General features: G+C 49.2%; 13 protein-coding genes and 1 tRNA gene. 6 read left to right on the forward strand and 8 right to left on the reverse strand.

The window, feature by feature from the left end; all coding sequences use genetic code 11:
* The first annotated feature begins 163 nt into the window (after positions 1-163).
* Complete coding sequence (locus PKI34_02875) at positions 164-808, forward strand: hypothetical protein (GenBank protein HNS16746.1); 645 nt, start codon at positions 164-166, stop codon at positions 806-808.
* Here the strand turns inward: PKI34_02875 and PKI34_02880 are convergent.
* The 3 genes from PKI34_02880 to PKI34_02890 all read right to left on the reverse strand — a co-directional run bounded on the left by PKI34_02880 (position 805) and on the right by PKI34_02890 (position 4,607).
* On the reverse strand, positions 805-2,610 hold the full coding sequence (locus PKI34_02880) for an aconitase/3-isopropylmalate dehydratase large subunit family protein (GenBank protein ID HNS16747.1): 1,806 nt from the start codon (positions 2,608-2,610) through the stop codon (positions 805-807). The two genes, PKI34_02875 and PKI34_02880, sit on opposite strands and share 4 nt — an antisense overlap.
* A 171-nt stretch (positions 2,611-2,781) precedes the next feature.
* Complete coding sequence (locus tag PKI34_02885; protein HNS16748.1) at positions 2,782-3,327, reverse strand: HDIG domain-containing protein; 546 nt, start codon at positions 3,325-3,327, stop codon at positions 2,782-2,784.
* A gap of 86 nt (positions 3,328-3,413) precedes the next feature.
* On the reverse strand, positions 3,414-4,607 hold the full coding sequence (locus tag PKI34_02890; protein ID HNS16749.1) for an isocitrate/isopropylmalate family dehydrogenase: 1,194 nt from the start codon (positions 4,605-4,607) through the stop codon (positions 3,414-3,416).
* A 186-nt stretch (positions 4,608-4,793) separates the two neighbouring features.
* Between PKI34_02890 and PKI34_02895 the strand changes: the two genes are divergently transcribed.
* Genes PKI34_02895 through miaA form a run of 3 tightly spaced genes read left to right on the forward strand, consistent with a single transcriptional unit; the run spans position 4,794 to position 7,787 of the window.
* Positions 4,794-6,215, forward strand: a complete 1,422-nt coding sequence (locus tag PKI34_02895; protein ID HNS16750.1) for an HD domain-containing protein — start codon at positions 4,794-4,796, stop codon at positions 6,213-6,215.
* A 55-nt stretch (positions 6,216-6,270) separates the two neighbouring features.
* Positions 6,271-6,837 (forward strand): hypothetical protein, encoded by a 567-nt coding sequence (locus PKI34_02900; GenBank protein ID HNS16751.1) that lies wholly within the window; start codon positions 6,271-6,273, stop codon positions 6,835-6,837.
* Positions 6,834-7,787 (forward strand): tRNA (adenosine(37)-N6)-dimethylallyltransferase MiaA, encoded by a 954-nt coding sequence (miaA, locus tag PKI34_02905; protein HNS16752.1) that lies wholly within the window; start codon positions 6,834-6,836, stop codon positions 7,785-7,787. The genes PKI34_02900 and miaA overlap by 4 nt, the downstream gene beginning before the upstream one ends.
* Before the next feature lie 10 nt (positions 7,788-7,797).
* Here the strand turns inward: miaA and PKI34_02910 are convergent, their stop codons facing one another.
* The gene (locus PKI34_02910) at positions 7,798-8,649 is read right to left on the reverse strand and encodes an ATPase (GenBank protein ID HNS16753.1); all 852 of its coding nucleotides are present in this window, start codon (positions 8,647-8,649) and stop codon (positions 7,798-7,800) included.
* 140 nt (positions 8,650-8,789) lie between these two features.
* Between PKI34_02910 and PKI34_02915 the strand changes: the two genes are divergently transcribed.
* Positions 8,790-9,467, forward strand: coding sequence for a DUF4918 family protein (locus tag PKI34_02915; protein HNS16754.1), 678 nt, complete (start codon positions 8,790-8,792; stop codon positions 9,465-9,467).
* Positions 9,468-9,554: 87 nt separating this feature from the next.
* On the opposite strand, the gene PKI34_02920 is transcribed toward PKI34_02915, so the two are convergent.
* Entirely contained in the window at positions 9,555-12,806 is a 3,252-nt protein-coding gene (locus tag PKI34_02920) for a PDZ domain-containing protein (protein HNS16755.1), read from the reverse strand.
* A 298-nt stretch (positions 12,807-13,104) separates the two neighbouring features.
* Between PKI34_02920 and PKI34_02925 the strand changes: the two genes are divergently transcribed.
* Positions 13,105-13,177, forward strand: a tRNA-Gly gene (locus PKI34_02925).
* Between the two features lie 101 nt (positions 13,178-13,278).
* Here PKI34_02925 and PKI34_02930 read toward each other — a convergent pair.
* The 3 genes from PKI34_02930 to PKI34_02940 form a co-directional block, all read right to left on the reverse strand.
* Positions 13,279-13,668, reverse strand: a complete 390-nt coding sequence (locus PKI34_02930; GenBank protein HNS16756.1) for a hypothetical protein — start codon at positions 13,666-13,668, stop codon at positions 13,279-13,281.
* 105 nt (positions 13,669-13,773) lie between these two features.
* Complete coding sequence (locus PKI34_02935; protein ID HNS16757.1) at positions 13,774-15,579, reverse strand: FISUMP domain-containing protein; 1,806 nt, start codon at positions 15,577-15,579, stop codon at positions 13,774-13,776.
* 441 nt (positions 15,580-16,020) lie between these two features.
* The coding region (locus tag PKI34_02940; protein ID HNS16758.1) for an FISUMP domain-containing protein at positions 16,021-17,575 on the reverse strand (1,555 nt) is incomplete at its 5' end.

The raw sequence follows: 17,575 nt of genomic DNA on the forward strand, positions 1-17,575 counted from the left end.
CAACTGGTTGGCCATGGAGGCAGCATTCAGTGATTCGTTGCTGCCGGTGACCAGAGCCAGGCAATGGATGGCCAGGGAGGCAGAGCAGATGTATTTTTTTCTGCCACCGGTTCAGAACGGCTCAGGTTAAAATGTTAATTTTGTCGCTTCAACTTAAATTTCAATGAAAATCAACAGCTTCTCTCATCGCGGTCTGATCCTTATGACGGGATTGGCCCTGTTTTTCAGTTCGTGCGGACTTTTTGAACAAGTCGGCCAGATGGCCACGCTGGCCAAATGCGACTTCAGATTGAAATCGGTTCAGCAACTGACGCTTGCGGGAGTCAACATTCAGGAAATCAAATCGATCTCCGACCTGGGACTGATCGATGCCGGCATCATTACCGCTGCCTTGGCTGGCGGACAATTGCCCCTGAACTTCACACTGAACATCGAAGCCAAAAACCCGAATGATCAGCTGGCCGCCATGAACCGCCTTGACTGGATCCTGTTCATTGACGATATTGAAATGCTGCAGGGAGTCATGTCGGAAAAGATTCAAATTCCCGGCAATGGTGGAGTATCCGTGATCCCCCTGAAGATGAACATGGACCTGAAGAAAGTTCTGTCCGGAAAATCTGCCGAAACGATCATCAATTTTGGATTCAATCTTGCCGGACTGGGAGGGGAGCCCACGCGCATTACGGTAAAAGCAAAGCCCACCATTATGGTTGGATCGCGTGAAATCGTCTATCCGGGGTATATCTCCATCACCACCAGGTTCGGGAATGAACCGGATAAAAAAAGCGGGAACATCAAACTGAACTAGAACAGACCGCCGTTTTGATAGATTTCCAGCTGGACCTCTGAGAATTTGTCGGCCATCATCGACTTCCCTTTCGTTACATTCGTAACTTCCCCGGTTTCGAAATTCAGCCTGAGAATGTCACCGTCTTCCAGGTCAATGGGTTGCACTGAGCGGTAGGTCATGATCGGAAGTGCTGCATTGATGGCGTTTCTTTCATAAATGGCCCCGAACGATTCAGCAAGAATGGCCTGTATCCCAAGCGAAAGGAAGCAGTCTACGGCCTGCTGGCGTGAGGACCCGCTGCCGAAATTCTTCTGAACTACCACGATATCACCGGCTTTAGCTTTTTTGGCAAAATCCTCATAGCCTTTCAGGTTGTCAAAAGTATACTGTCCCATTTCGCTGACATTGGTGATGGTAAGGTAACGGTTATGGAAGATCATATCGGTATCAATGTCATCTTTTTTGATAAACCAGGCTTTCCCTTCAACAACGGTGGGTTTGTGTTCCGCTGACGTGGCACTGGCAGTGAAAGCTGGCTTCTGTTCTGCTTTTTTCCCGGGGGTATAGATCATTGGTTGATCAGGTATATCGTCAGGTGTTGTAATATATCCGGCTATGGCCGAAGCTGCCACAACTTCCGGGGAGGCCAGGTATACTTCGCCTTTTCCCTGTTTGCCAGGAAAATTCCGGTTTCCGGTGCTCAGGGTCACTTCCCCGGGCCCGTTTTGTCCAACCTGCCCGGCAGCACATCCGGCACATCCGGCATTGGAAATCAGGGCTCCTGACTCCTTGAACACTTCGATGATGCCTTCGCTCAGACACTGCTGCCAGATCTCGTCCGTCGCGGGAACGATCTTCAGCACGACACCCGGGGCAACCTTTTTGCCTTTCAAAAGGGAAGCCGCTTTTCTCAGGTCCTCCATACGGCCGTTCGTGCAGCTTCCGATGAAGGCTGAATCGATGCGTGTTTTTTTAACTTCCCGGATGTCAACCGTATCGTGTGGTTTTCCTGGTCTTGAAACACGGGGAACAAATTTTTCCAGGTCAAGTTCGAAGGTCTGTTCATAATGGGCATCCGGATCAGCCTTGATCAGCACGATTTTTTTGCCGGCTTTTTGTGAACTGTATTCCAGAATCTCGGGTGAAGGTGTGAAAAGGATGATGATGGCTCCCATTTCCGTGGCCATTGAAGCAATGGTTACCCGTTCGTCCAGCGTCAGTTTGTCGACTTCTTCGCCATAGATCTCAATGGAGTAACCCAGTAACTTATTGGCGCCGAATACATTGAGTAAATTGAGGACGATGTCTTTGGCACTCAGTCCTTCAGGTCGCTTCCCGTTCAGATCGATCCTGACCGAAGGGGGAACTTTGAACCAGACCTTGCCCTTTGCCCAGGCAGCTGCAATGTCCTGATCACCCATCCCCTGACCAAACGCTCCAACTGCACCGAGGATATTGGCGTGCGAGTCGGTCGTAACGGCTGTGGATCCTGAATAGGCCAGCCCCTCATGCATGAGAATATGTGTCCCGATTCCCTTGTCGATGTCGTACACCCTGATCCCGTTCTCCCGTGCAAATAACCGGCAGATCTGCTGGTTCTGGGCGTATTTCTGATCGGATCCGGTCGGGTTGCAGTCGAAGGTGAAAAATGTCTTTGACGGATCGTGGATGGACAGTTGATGATCCACGATGTTCTTCACCACATTGGCGCCACCAAAGTCCCTTGCTGCCCGCACGTCAAGCTCAATATCCACTATATCGCCTGGTTTCACGGTGTCGTATTTCGAATGGTTCGCGATAATTTTTTCGATGAGGTTCATTTTATCAAATTGTTAAACTGTCAAATTGTCAAATTGTCAAATCGTTAAACTGTTAAATTGAGAAATTGTTAGAACGTCCAGGAGATGTTCTACCCATTATTTTCTGTTCTTGATGATTGGAAATTTGGGATTTGGGTTTTGTCTGGGATTTGGCGGTTGTGATTTAGGATTTTAGATTTTGAGTCTTTCCTTGAACGGCAGAAACGTCATAAAATCCGAATGGTGCACCACGTAAGCCTCGGTCGAGCGCTTGACCAGGTCGCCCTCGTGTGCATGCGTCGCTATGATGTGACAGACTTCTGCCGGTACGCCGCACTGTTCGGCCAGTGAAACTCCTGAAAAAGGATGCCGGAGATATTTTCCGTAGCTGCCCTGAACTGCAGCGCCATTTTTATCAAGGGTGTATTCCAGTAACTTTCCGACATCAGCAAGAATGGCACCTGCGATCAGCACATCCATGTTGACAGGGAGGTCATCTTTGTAAAATTCGTTCATTTTTTCTCCAGCTGTCCGGGCAATATGAACCACGGAACGCTTGTGGTCCATGAAGGTTACCTTCAGATCGGGCCCGCAGAGCAGTGTGAAGGGAATGCGGTTTAGATCTTCCGGGGTAAGCACACTTTTTTCCAGGGCCAGTTCCCAGGTCCGGGCTGTTTTGTCCCTGAGTTCCTTATCCTGAATCCAGTTGAGTTCAGGCCATAAATCGTAGATGTTCATTGATAAATTGTTTAATAGTTAGATAGTTGAGCATCGTTCAATTGTTCTATTGCTCTATTGCTGACTGCTGACTGCCGACTGCTGACTTATCTCAGTTTCGCGATCACTGCGTCGGTCATCTGGATTGTGGAGGCTGCACCCTGATGGATGACATCGGGGCTGCCCTTCAGTTTGAGCATGTCGTACGCTTTCACCTTTCCTTCTTCAATAACGGCTGCGACGGCATTTCTGATGCGCGTTGCTGTTTCAGCCTCGCCGATATGATCGAGCATCATGCAGCAGGAGAGGATCATGGCAATGGGATTGACGATGGAAACCTCGTATCCGGCATATTTGGGAGCTGAGCCGTGGGTTGGTTCAAAAACAGCCACTTCAGGTCCGATATTCGCGCTGCAGGCAAATCCAAGGCCTCCCACCAAACCGGCGAAGCCGTCCGAAACAATGTCACCGAACATGTTGCCTGCAATGATCACGTTGAAATCTTCAGGATTCTTGGTCAGCCACATCATTTGCGCGTCAATGTTCACATCCTGGACCCGGATGTCAGGATACTCATTCCTGGCCATTTCCTGGGCAATTTTCAGCATCATGCCAGAGGTTTCCCGGATCACATTTGGCTTTTCGCAAACCGTCACTGTTTTGAATCCCTTTGACTTGGCATATTCAAAACCCGCTTTGACGATCCGCGTCGTATATTTTCGCGTAAAGATCCGGGTGGAGACTGCAAGTTCAGGCCGTGGGCACCAGGCAAAATTTGCCCTGAATTTGGCGTGAGTCATCAGGGCATCATACACGCTATCAGGAGGATTGGTCCATTCCACGCCACCGTACAATCCTTCCGTATTCTGCCGGAAGATCATCGTATCAATGAATGGTTCCTGAATCGCATTACCGGGTCCCCGGCGGATGAAATTGAGCGGGTTTCCCTTGAACGTGCGGCACGGCCTCATGCAGATGTCCAGGTCGAAATGCTGCCGCATGGAAACGATCGGGCTGTAATAGGTGAATCCTTTCCCCTGAAGTTCCGGGGAAAGTTCGGCTGCAGCTTTGTCCTTTGGTTTGGAAGTGATGGCTCCAAAGAGAGCAATCCTGTGCTGTTCAAGCAACTTCAATGTTCTTTCGGGCAAAGGATTTCCCTCTTTGCACCAAAATTCCCATCCGATATCGCCATGGACATAATTTGCTTTGAATCCGGATGCATCCAGAACCCTTATTGCTTCGTTCAAAACGATCTTCCCGATCCCATCCCCGGGTAAAGCTACGATTGTTCGTGTTGACATAGGTTTTTTTGTTTGTAATTACTAAGTTGAAATGTGGCTGCAAGCTACAAGCTACAGATTGTCAATTAAAAGATTGAAGCTTGGAACCTGTAGCTTGTAGCTATTTAGGTCGCAAAATTACAACTCTCGGACAACATAGCCAAAGGTTCGCTTTCAAATTGCTACCTTTGCATCAAATTCGCAAGGGTGAAACAGTACCTTTCCCATACGGTTTTTGATACCATTGCTCAGGCTGCCCGGGATTTGAACGTTCCGGCCTATGTAGTCGGCGGTTTTGTCAGGGATGCCCTTTTGAACCGTCCTTCAAAAGATGTGGATGTCGTGGTGCTGGGCAGCGGGATTGAACTGGCTGAACGCGTTGCCGGATCATTGAAGGGAAACGTTCAGGTAAGTGTCTTCAAAAATTTCGGGACCGCTTCGGTGATCTATAAGGAGGGTGATGAGTTGTGGCAACTGGAGTTTGTTGGGGCACGCCGGGAATCCTATCGCCTGGATTCCAGGAAACCCCTGGTTGAGAACGGTACCCTGCAGGATGATCAGAACAGGCGGGACTTTACAGTCAATGCGCTGTCCGTCAGCCTGAACAAAGATGATTTTGGCAGGCTGATCGATCCTTTCAACGGGTTATACGATCTGGATAAGAAAATCCTGCGCACACCCCTTGACCCGGACATAACATTTTCGGATGATCCCCTGCGCATGATGAGGGCGGTCAGGTTTGCCGCACAGCTTGATTTCAGGGTTTCCCCCGAAACGTACGTGGCCATTCCCCGCAACAGGGAACGGTTACAGATCGTTTCCACGGAGCGTGTCATGGATGAATTCAATAAGATCATGCAGGTTGATAAGCCATCGAAGGGACTTTTGCCGTTGTTTGAGACGGGTCTCCTGGAAATATTTTTCCCTCAGCTGGTGGCCCTGAAAGGAGTTGAGATGGTGGATGGAAGAGGACATAAGGATAACTTTCTTCATACGTTGCAGGTTGTGGATAACCTGGCAGCCAAAACCGATAACCTCTGGCTTCGATGGGCAGCTCTGCTGCACGACATCGCGAAACCCCTCACCAAAAAATATGATCCTCAGCTGGGGTGGACGTTTTACGGGCACGACTTTTTGGGTTCCAAAATGGTTCCCCAGATCTTTACCAGGCTCAGGCTGCCGCTGAATGAAAAGATGAAATATGTCAAAAAACTGGTTTTGTTGCACCTGCGTCCCCAGGTGCTTGCCGAGGACGCTGTGACGGATTCTGCGGTGCGAAGGCTGCTCTTTGATGCAGGCGATGAAATTGATGATCTGATGCTTCTGTGCGAAGCTGACATTACCTCAAAAAATCAGGAAAAAGTAAAAAAATACCTGAGAAATTTTCTGTTGGTTCGGGAAAAATTAAAAGAAGTGGAGGAGAAGGACCGGATCCGGAACTGGCAACCTCCCATTTCAGGGGAATTGATCATGACGACCTTTGGGATCGGTCCCGGCCGTGAAGTTGGGATCATTAAAAATGCCATACGGGAAGCCATACTTGACGGGATCATCCCCAATGAATTTGAGGCAGCCTATGAGTTGATGGTCACCGAGGGTAAAAAAATTGGCATCTACCCCCAAAAGTAATTTCTGTTAGGAATATCGTTATTTTTGCAGTGGATTTTTTAAACCAAAAAGAGCCATGCACGCTTACAGATTTCGACTTTTGAGCGATGAAAACGATAAGTTTGTAAGGGATATCGACATCAGGGCGATTCAGACCTTCAAGGAGTTTCATGATGTGATCCGTGAGAGCGTTCAACTTGATGGCAAGGAGCTTGCATCTTTTTTCATTTGCGACAGGCGCTGGAATAAGCTTAAAGAAATCACCCTCATCGACATGGAGGACCGCATAGAAGATGGAACGGATGATGAGGATGAGGAATTCTATCATATCCCGATCACCATTATGGAAGAGTCGGTGATCAAAGATTACATTGATGATCCTCATCAGCGTATCCTTTATGAATATGACATTCTGAACCAGTCATCCCTGTTCATTGAACTGATGAAGGTCGTACCCGCCGACGCAAACACTGAATATCCCGTGTGCGTTAAAAGCGAAGGAACCCTGCAGGCAAAAAAAATAACCGATGAAGATATGGTGATAGCGGAAGTGGATGAAGATGAACTTCTGAAGGAATTTGAAGAGATGCTTAACGATGAGGAATCCACCAGCGAAGGCTTTGAAACCTTTATTGAAGAATGATCCGGGTGCTGGCTGATCCCGGATCCCCCTCCACTCATCATCTGTTGCTTGTCATTGTAGGTCCAACTGCGGTCGGCAAAACAGCCTTCGCCATTAGGGCTGCACGACATTTTCAGACCGAGATCATTTCGTCCGACTCGCGCCAGTTTTACCGCGAAATGAGAATTGGGACTGCCGTTCCCTCCGATGCGGAATTATCCCTGGCCCCACATCATTTCATCGGGCACCTCTCCGTTCACGATGACTATAATGTATATCGCTTTGAAAAAAAAGTTCTTCAGCTGCTGGAAAAGCTTTTTCGGGATCACCCGATCGTCGTTATGACGGGTGGATCCGGATTGTACGTTGGTGCCGTTATCAGGGGGATCGATGATCTGCCTGACCCTGATCCGGTCGTGAGAGAGCAACTAAAAGCAAAATGGTCAGGGGAGGGCATTGGCGCCCTGCAGAAAATGCTGCAGGAACTGGATCCTGAATACTATGATGCCGTTGATAAGAACAACCCCAAGAGACTCCTGAGAGCCATTGAGATCTGCCTGGTGACCGGCAGGTCCTATTCATCGCAACGGGTGAATCAGCCCAAAGAACGGAATTTCAAAATTTTACAGATAGGGCTTGATCTGCCCAGGGATCAGCTTTATCAAAGGATCAACGAACGGGTTGACCAGATGATGGCGAATGGCCTGGTGGAGGAAGCCAGATCCCTGGTTCCTTGCCGGCATCTGAATGCATTGAACACCGTTGGATATAAGGAACTTTTTGAGCATTTCGACGGAAAGGTCACCCTTGAGGAAGCCGTGGAGGATATTAAAACACATTCGAGAAAGTACGCCAAGCGCCAGCTGACGTGGTTCAAACGGGATCACACCATCCACTGGCTGCATCCTGACCGCTTTTCCGAAATGATCGAACTGATCAGCCGGCAGCTTACCCCTGGTCAGGAGGATTAACCCGCTGAAATTACATTGAAGAAAAAGGTCTGTGATATTCGATCAGACCGTCAATGGGTTGCTGCAGTATCTTATCCATGTGTATTCCGAATTCCTCTGCCGCTTGGATCAGGAATTCCCTGTAATGCCAGGCCACGCTACCCAGGGCCCTGACAGGCAGTTCCTTGTATCCCTTATATTTCGTGACCTGGTGGATGAAAAAAGCCCTGAATGCATTCCGGATCAGGTTTTGGATGTACTCGTGCTGAAGGTTCGCACTCAGAAAATAGGAAAATGAAGCAAGAAACCGGTTGGGATAGGGGCGGTTATAGATGGCGTTCAAAATATTCTCAAGGCTGTAATTGTACTTTTTATCAAATGCTTCTTTTAAATCGGCTGGAAGCTCATTCAGGTAGAAATCGCGGACCAGCTGTTTGCCAAGATAGGCTCCGCTTCCCTCATCTGCCAGAACATACCCGAGGGAATTTACGTTCTCTGTGATGAAAATACCATTGTAGCTGCATGAGTTTGAACCTGTTCCAAGAATGCATACGATCCCTTTTTCTTTGCCGAGCAGTGCCCTGGCGGCTCCCAGGAGATCATGGTCCACATCGATATGTGCGTTAAAGAAGAAGTCCTCCAGTGCAGAATGGACAATATCGCAGTTGGTCGGTGTGGAACAGCCGGCTCCGTAAAAATAGACTTCCTTTACGAGATGTTTATTGACATAGGGATACAGGTTTTTCTCCAGTTCTTCCCGGATTTCATCCGTCTTGATGAAGTACGGATTAAAGCCAAGCGTCTGGGCATGGGAGACTTCATTTTTATGGTTGATGAAAGCCCAATCGGTCTTTGTTGCTCCGCTGTCCGCAATGGCGATCATAGGTGATAATTCCGGGAGATTTGAAAAAGCGTGTAAAGATATTATTTTTTAATTCAAATTCATTTTTGGAATATGGTGTCTTCATTGTTCAATTGGGTGTGATTTGCTATAGGGTAGTATCTTTGAAGATATTTTCAGACATGACCACATTCGCTGATCAGATAGTACCGTTTTTTGAGTCACTGCAAACACCTGCGGACCTGCCTGACGGCATTTCGGTGTTGAATCCTTACCAGGAACCTGAAATCATCCCACTCTTAGATGCCTATTTCAGGAAATTCTATGACGATACCGCTGCCAGGATTCCCGTAATGGGAATCAATCCGGGACGATACGGCGGCGGAGTGACAGGGATCTCCTTCACCGATCCTGTGAACATGGAGGTGGCCTGCGGAATTGCCAATCCGATCGAAAAACGCCCGGAATTATCCTCTACTTTCATTTTTAAGGTCATTGAACAGTACGGGGGAACCGTAAAATTCTTTCACCGTTTTTTCCTTACGGCAATCTGCCCGCTGGGTTTCACAAAGGAAGGGAAGAATTACAACTATTACGATGACCGTGAACTGAAAAACACCGTCCGACCTTTCATACAAACCACCTTCTTACAGCAGCACGCCATCTGCGGGTATCCGGAGGATTGCATTGTTCTCGGGGAAGGGGATAATTACCGGTTCATCAAGGAATTGAATGAGGAACTGGGCCTGTTCCAGCGCATTCACCCGCTGCCGCATCCGAGGTTCATCATGCAGTACAAACGGAAACGGATTGAAGAATATATTTCTGACTACGCGAAGCTTCTTAACGGGATTTCCTGATTTAAGAAACAAAGGAACAAAGGGTTTTTGATTTTGGAATGCTTCTAAAATATTAAATCCTCTGTTCCTTTGTTCCTTAAATCAATCTTACCGATCCACCGGAAACGCCTCATGCCCTGGCCAGGGACGGGGATCATCCTTGGTCTTTTTCAGCAGTACTTCCACTCCTTTCATAAGCTGTGCGTCGTATCCCTTTGCAACTTCTGCCGGATGAAGGTCAATGATGATGTCGGGTGTGACGCCGACATTTTCCACAACCCATTTGCCTTCAGGCGAGTAGATCCGGTAATCCGGTGCCGTCATTCCGCCGCCGTCGATCAGGGGGATGAACATCGAGACGCCCACCAGTCCGCCCCAGGTGCGGGTGCCGATGACCGGTCCCATCCCAAACTGCCGGAATTCAAAGGGAAGTTCATCGCCACCGGACCCTGCCTGGCGGTTGGTCAGGCAGACCATGTGCGCCGTTGTACTGTAGGCAGGACTGGTTTGGTCGCTGGAGTACCGTCGCGTCCAATAGGAGTGGGGCGCCCTCAGCCGTTTGAGAAAGATGTCAGGATCAAGCCCTCCGCCGTTGAACCGGCCGTCGATAATCAGCCCTTTTTTCTGCGTCTGGGAATAAAAATATGCAGGGAACTGTACGGCAGTACCTGTATAAGTGTCAGGAAAATGCATATAGCCGATCTGGCCGCCGGAAACTTCGTTCACGATCCTGCGGTTGTTTTCCACCCACGCCATGTAACGCAGGTTGTTCTCAGAAGCTACCGGTTTTACGACATACGTCCTGGCGCCCTCCATGACCGGTCTGTCATTGACCGTGATGGTCACCTGTTTGTTGGCCAGATTCTGAAAATAACTGTAAATATTCTTGCTGGTGAGCACATCCGTGCCGTTGACACTAAGCAGGTAATCACCTTCTTTCACGTTGATTTCAGGGCGTGCCAGCGGTGGAAACGCCTCGGATGACCAGTTGGCGTCGCGCAGGATCCGTTTAAACCGGTATCTTCCAGCGGTGGCATCCGCTTCATAATCGGCTCCCAGCAGGCCCACGCTGACCCGGTCGGCTTTACGCTGCACATCGCCCCCGTAGACATAGGTGTGGGAAGTGTTGAGTTCGCTGATCAGTTCCCCGATGATAAAGACCACATCCTGGCGGCAGGTGGCTTTTTCCATCATCTTACCGTACCGTTCTTTCATCAGGTCCCAGTCAATGCCGTGCATATTGGGTTCATAATAATAATCCCTCTCATATCGCCACGCTTCATTAAAGATCTGTTTCCATTCCGATCCCGGATCCAGCCACATCTTCAGATCGCCGAGCGCAAGGGGCTGTCCCTTGGAATCCGATGCACCTGCAGGCAGGATGCCGACTTTATCGCCCTGCTGGTAAACGATCTTCTTGCCGTCGGCAGAGAGTTCGTACCTGTTGATCTCCTTGATGACAGAGGTTTCAGCCTTGTCGGCAAAACCAAACCGGTACAGATCCATGGTTTCAGGAACGCGGAACTCAAACTCGTTAAAGTCGCCCTTATCGCTGTTGAGGTATAACAAACCTTCATCCGTCACCGACAGGCGGCGGTAGTTGCCGGCAGGAACCGGGAGCGCTTCAATGCGGTCGTAGAGCCCTTCGAAATCAATGACGACACGGTTATCGGAAGTAGCTTCATCTTTTTTGGCAGCCTCGGTCTTTCCTGACAGGGCTTCGTCGCTTTCAAACGGGAACAGGGGCGTTCCATCCTTTGCCAGCGTCAGGCAGTAAATCCCGGCGACTCTTTTATACACCATCTGCCATTCAAAATCACAATAAGTCGGATCAAACCGCCGGTTGGAAATGAAGAAAAGGTGTTTTCCGCAGGGCGAAAAGACAGGGTGGAAGTCGTTGTACATGGTGCTCAGACAATGTATCTCGTTGGTTTCCAGCGTATAGATATGGATTTTGTTGACCAGGTCGGCATCCCGTTTCGTGTATGCGATGTACCGTGAATCCGGCGACCACGAAAAATCGTAGATGGGCTTCATATCAATGCTGACATCAATATTTTCATAATCTGCCTTATCCACGGTTGTGATCTGTTTTGATGAAACATCAAGAATATAGAGTGTCAGCGTCTGATCTGTGTAGGCAATTTTTTTACTGTCGGGCGACCATTTCAGCGTATGCCGGTATCCATTCTTGCTTGTTGTAAGCCTGATGGCCTCATTCTCCCCTTTGGGATCCGAGACATAGATTTCGTACTCGCCTGTTTTGTCGGAAATATAGGCGATCTGACTCCCATCGGGTGACCACACGGCATCTTTATCCCTGGCACCGCTGCTCTGTGTCAGGTTGCGGATCGCACCCTCTTTAACGGGTAGCGTAAATATTTCTCCTCTGGCAACGATCAGTGCACGTTCACCTTTGGGAGAAAGTGCGACATCAGTAATGAAATCCCTGACATCTTTTAAATACGGTCGTACTTCCGGAAGATCGGCAAGGATCCGGACAGGCACCTCGTTTGTTTTTTCTGTGGTCAGGTCCAGCACCATGAGTTTACCGCCGAGTTCATACACGATCTTGTTTCCCCCTTCGCTTGGCCGCCGCACCTCGTAGTCCGTATGGAAGGTAAGCTGTTTCATTTCAAGTGTCCGGGGATCGACGCTCCAGATGTTTGAGGCCCGTGAGCGGTCAGAATTAAAAAAGATCTTTTCTCCGATCCACATGGGCAGGCCGTCGGTTCCTTCGAAGTTGGTGATGTTCCTGTCTTCGTTGGTCTTGAAATCGTAGATATAAAGATCAGGAGCCAGTCCGCCGCGGTAACGTTTCCAGGTCCGGTTTTCGGTGGAGACTTTTGTGTAGACGATCTTGCTGCCGTCGGATGAGAAACACCCGTTCCCGGATTCGTGGAGGATCAGTTCCTCGGTGCCCGTGCCGTCAGGGGATACCAGGAAGAGCTTGGTGTATCCTGGATAGTCGCCATTGGCAGCCTTATAGATGATCTTGTTTTTTGTCGGGTGCCAGCCCACCACCTCATCGAAGCCAGGGTGCCAGGTGACGCGTGTGATTTCTCCCCCGTAAGGGTTCATGACGTACACATCCGGGTTGCCGTCATAATAACCTGTAAAGGTGATCAGGGATCCGTCGGGCGAAAATTTCGGGAAGCGTTCTTCGCCGTTGTGGAACGTAAGGCGCTGTGCGATACCGCCGGTGGCGGGTACTGACCAGATGTCTTCGCCGGAGACGAAGACGATCTGATCCTGGTGGATGTCAGGGAAGCGCATCAGGGGAGCCTGGGCTGTAGAGGTCAAAGAGCAAAAAGTAAAAAGCAAAAAGCAAAAGGGGAGGAGGAGAATTTGTGTTTTCATGAAATTCCATATTAATGTTTAAAACAAATTGATTGGATCAAAAAATGCAAGTCCGGAAGTTCAAAATTAATTAAATTTTTCTACTGAGGTACTGTGTCAATCTGTATAAGAATGCCAGATTTTTCTGATTGATCCTTTGAGCGCCATAGTGGTTAAGTCACTTTAATTTTAACCACTAAGTACACGAAGGATTCACGAAGGTGCACAAAGGTTTTACGATATCAGGTACAGAAACATCTGAGGCTCGAAAGAAATAGTATTGTTTTAGACAAAATTTTGTTATTTTTGTCCTCCGGATGCGGAAATAGCTCAGTTGGCAGAGCATCAGCTTCCCAAGCTGAGGGTCGCGGGTTCGAATCCCGTTTTCCGCTCGAAGAAAGGTGTTGACTGCCAGGCTTCCCTTCGGTCTGATGTATCTTGACTGAGTTAATACCAGATGTTACCTTTACAGGTTAATAAAATTCAATCCCACTTATCCGAAGTTTCGTTTTAGGGAGTCTTTTAATTCAAAAAAAGTTACTGTAAAACCCAGGCAGGTGACTAAAATGAGAAATGACCTCAGGGCTGGGTGTTTATACCATCTCTTGTTTTTTTGAATATTTTCAAGTTTTACATCCTTGCCGAGTTCAGCCCTGATCGCCTCAATTTGCTGCCCGGTCAGCGGAGGGAGCTTCTGACCCTTGACAGCCAAAGGAATTGGAATTCCTCTGACCACAATACCACCCTGGTAAGTATCCTTTTTTATATAAAACGGATTCCTGAATTTTCTGTCCAGGTTTGAAACCAAAATCAATGCAGCCAGGGCAATCAGCAATGGAATGATCACGTGGGCAAAAGGAAGGGATGATTTATTATCATTCATGGAACGGGTATTATCGGAGGATAAAAGGTATTTATTTCCTGTGGCATTTCGAATATCGGCAATCGGCAATCGGCAATCGGTAATCGGCAATCGGTAATCGCCCTATCACTGATCCTTGAGGCAGCGGATGGAAAATCCGTAATTCTGGTTAAAGATGTACCGGTACAAGTCGGCGAGGCTGTAGCTCAGCCCACGGTACCACCCGCCATACGTTTCCCACTGCGAGGAAGACCAGAAGCCACCACTGCCGCCGAGGCTGTTGAAGATACCATAATAGCCGTCTCGGTAGCCCCCCGGAAGACCTGTGAATCCGCTGATATTGGTCGCACCTGTGTTTGGTGCATCCCACAAGCCCGTACCCTCTTCAATCGTACCGGTGGATTTCATTTTCCCTCCGGCAACGGATGCCCCCCCCAAATAGTCTGATAAAGTAGTCCATTCTCCATCCGTCGGGAGGTGCCAGCCTTCAGGGCAGATGCCCTGAGCGCCTTCTGTTGCCATATATTGCATCGCTTCCGGCCATTCGTACAATCCGCCATATGTATCACAATAGGTGATATCATTTTCGTAACAATATCGCTCAATGATATCATTGTCCGTTTGCAGAAATCCCCCTGAAGTGCTGTTGATCATGACCCCGACGTTCAGGTTCTCTGCCATCCAGCATTGCGTACCGATCAGAACCGTGGTGTAGGACTGCCCTTCATAATCCAGATCATCCCCGCAGGTAAACCCGGCAGAAGCAAAGCTGATCACTACCTCATCCACAGAACTCCCGCACTGCGTTGTGATCGCCCAGGAAAGTGTGTACTCATTCCCGGCCACACCCTGAAACTCACTGGCCGGGCTTGCGGTATCAGCTATTGTTCCGCAAGTGCCACTCACGATCGTCCATAGTCCTGTACCATATTCAGGTATGTTCCCAGCCAGAGTTATCGAGGTGCCGGGCATATTCAGCTGATCCAGTCCTGCATTAGCCTGGGAGGGCTGAGGCCAGCAGCCTTTGAGGCAACGGATGGAATACCCGACGTCCTTGCTGTCAGTGTCCCGGTCCACCCCGGCGTAGTCGTAGCTCAGGCTCGGGCCCCACGCGCTGTTTGTACCGTACTGCGAGGAAGACCAGAAGAAACCAGTGTAGCCAAGGTTGAGGAAGCTCCCATCGTAGTAGTCACGGCAGCCTCCTGGAAGACCTGTGAAGCCACTTTCATTGGTGGCCTCTATATTAGGTGCATGCCAAATGCCTGTTCCATCCTCAATAGTACCCGTGGATTTCATTTTCCCTCCAGCAACGGATGAACCCCCTAAATAATCAGTCAATGCAGTAAACTCCCCATCCGTGGGAATATGCCAGCCTGTCGGACAAATGCCCTGTGCGCCTTCCGTTGTTACATATTGCATTGCCTCCGGCCACTCGTACAGGCCACCATATGTGTTACAGTTCATTTCATCATTATTGTAACAGTACTTCTCAATGGTTACATTATCTGTTTGCTGAAATCCGCCCTGCGTGCTGTTGATCTTTGTGCCCACGTTCAGGTTCTCTCTGAACCAGCACTGGTCCCCGATCTGCACCGTATTATAGATGTGGCCTTCATAGGTTACCGAAGGGATACAAGGGCACGGGATCCCCGGCACCTGCATGATGATGTTCACCAGGGCGATGATGTCCAGCACGTTGATGAAACTGTCGGCATTGATGTCCGCTGCCTCCTCGTTAAACGGATCGGGACTGGCTCCCATGATGTAGTTGACCAGGGTGATGATGTCCAGCACGTTGACCAGGCCATCCTCGTTCACATCCGCACACAGGATTTCATCCTCCGGCACACTTGGAACAGAAGCCTGTACATTGTTTGTGAAGGCAAATAGCATTACCGCTATCAGGATAATCACAGTGTATAATCGTTTCATAGGAGAAAGAATTTCGGTTGTCAAGGCGTTAAATATACAAAGATTCGATAGGTTATACAAACAGGGTACTGATATGCGGACTTATTTCATGAGCGATACAGATTTCTGTATGAATATCAGGAGTTTTTCAATAAGCGGAATGGATGGATTATAAGAAAAAGGTCCCTCACTTCGTTCGGGATGACGGGCGCGCAAGGAGTATTAAGGGCAGCGGTGCGGCACACCATTGTAAATTTTCAGATGTGTGCCGCACCGCTGCCTGCTCTGATTTATCGCGAGCCGTCATCCCGAGTGAAACGAGGGATCTGTCTAATGTCAACGATCACCGTCATCCTAAAGCACAACGAGGGATCTCTTTACCCTCTTGGTACCGTCATTTGGCGCATCGGTTCTGCCTGCGGGCGGAATTCAATTAATCAATTCACCCTTCGCGCTCTGCGCTCACGGCGCAAGCTGATCCTGGATGCAACGCACAGAAAATCCGAGATCCTTGTAGTCGGGTTCCCGGTATGAATAGGCGGAGTTGAAGTACAGGTATCGGGTCCATGCAGTGTAGGCATCGTCCTGCGAGGAAGTCCAGAAGAAATTGTAATACCCCAGCATTTCGAAGCCCAGCCGGAGGTAACTGCGGTTTCCTGCCGGAAGGCCTGTGAAACCGCTGGAATTGGTGGCACCCTCATTCGGATCAATCCAGTGTTCGGTTCCTGCTTCTTTAAGATTGCCACCTGCATCGCTTCCTCTCCAGCTCGTCCTGTCCCACTCGGGATCCCCGACCCCATAATCACTATCAACCGTCCCCTCCAGTATCTTCCACTCATTGTCGGTTGGAATATGCCAGCCGGATGGACAAATGCCCTGAGCGCCTTCTGTTGCCATATATTGCATCGCTTCCGGCCATTCGTACAATCCGCCATATGTATCACAATAGGTGATATCATTTTCGTAACAATATCGCTCAATGATATCATTGTCCGTTTGCAGAAATCCCCCTGAAGTGCTGTTGATCATGACCCCGACGTTCAGGTTCTCTGCCATCCAGCATTGCGTACCGATCAGAACCGTGGTGTAGGACTGCCCTTCATAATCCAGATCATCCCCGCAGGTAAACCCGGCAGAAGCAAAGCTGATCACTACCTCATCCACAGAACTCCCGCACTGCGTTGTAATCGTCCAGGAAAGTGTGTACTCATTCCCAACCACACCCTGAAACTCACTGGCCGGGCTTGCGGGAGTAACAATTGTTCCACCCGTTCCGTTTTCGATCGCCCATACTCCTGTGCCATAGGTGGGAGTATTTCCTGCCAGGGTGGTGGATGTGCCGGGTACATCCACCTGATCCGGGCCGGCATTGGATTGTGTGGGTTCCGGCCAGCAGCCCATGAGGCAACGCACGGATAGCCCGTTTTGTTTGCTGTCGGCGTCCCGAAAGATGGCAGCATCGTTATAGATCAGCCGCCTGTCGACTGCGCTATTTGTGTTTTGCTGTGAAGAAGTCCAAAAGACCCCCTGCGCATTGATATTGTTAAAAAAACCGCTACCTGACTGTGATCCGCCTGGAAGACCTGTAAATCCACACTCATTGGTTGCTCCTGTATTTGGCGTGTCCCAGTGAGTTGAACCTGTTTCCTTTAGCTTGCCTCCTGCATCAAGACCACGCAAGCCGGTATTGTCCCATTCTGGGTCCCCAACCGGATATTGACTGTCGATGGTACCCTCCAATATTTGCCATTCGTCATCCGATGCAATATGCCAACCTGCCGGGCAGATACCCTGGGCACCTTCTCCTGTTACATATTGCAATGCTTCCCGCCATTCATAAAGTCCACCATAGATAACGCAATTTTCAGGATTATTATCATAGCAAAACTTCTCCAGAATGTCATTATTTGCCTGGTTGATATTTCCATTGACCATCATGCCTACATTCAGGTTCTCTCTGAGCCAGCACTGGTCCCCGATCTGCACCGTATTATAGATGTGGCCTTCATAGGTTACC

This window comes from Bacteroidales bacterium (genome assembly GCA_035342335.1).
In the GTDB taxonomy this organism is placed as follows: Bacteria; Bacteroidota; Bacteroidia; order Bacteroidales; family JAGONC01; genus JAGONC01.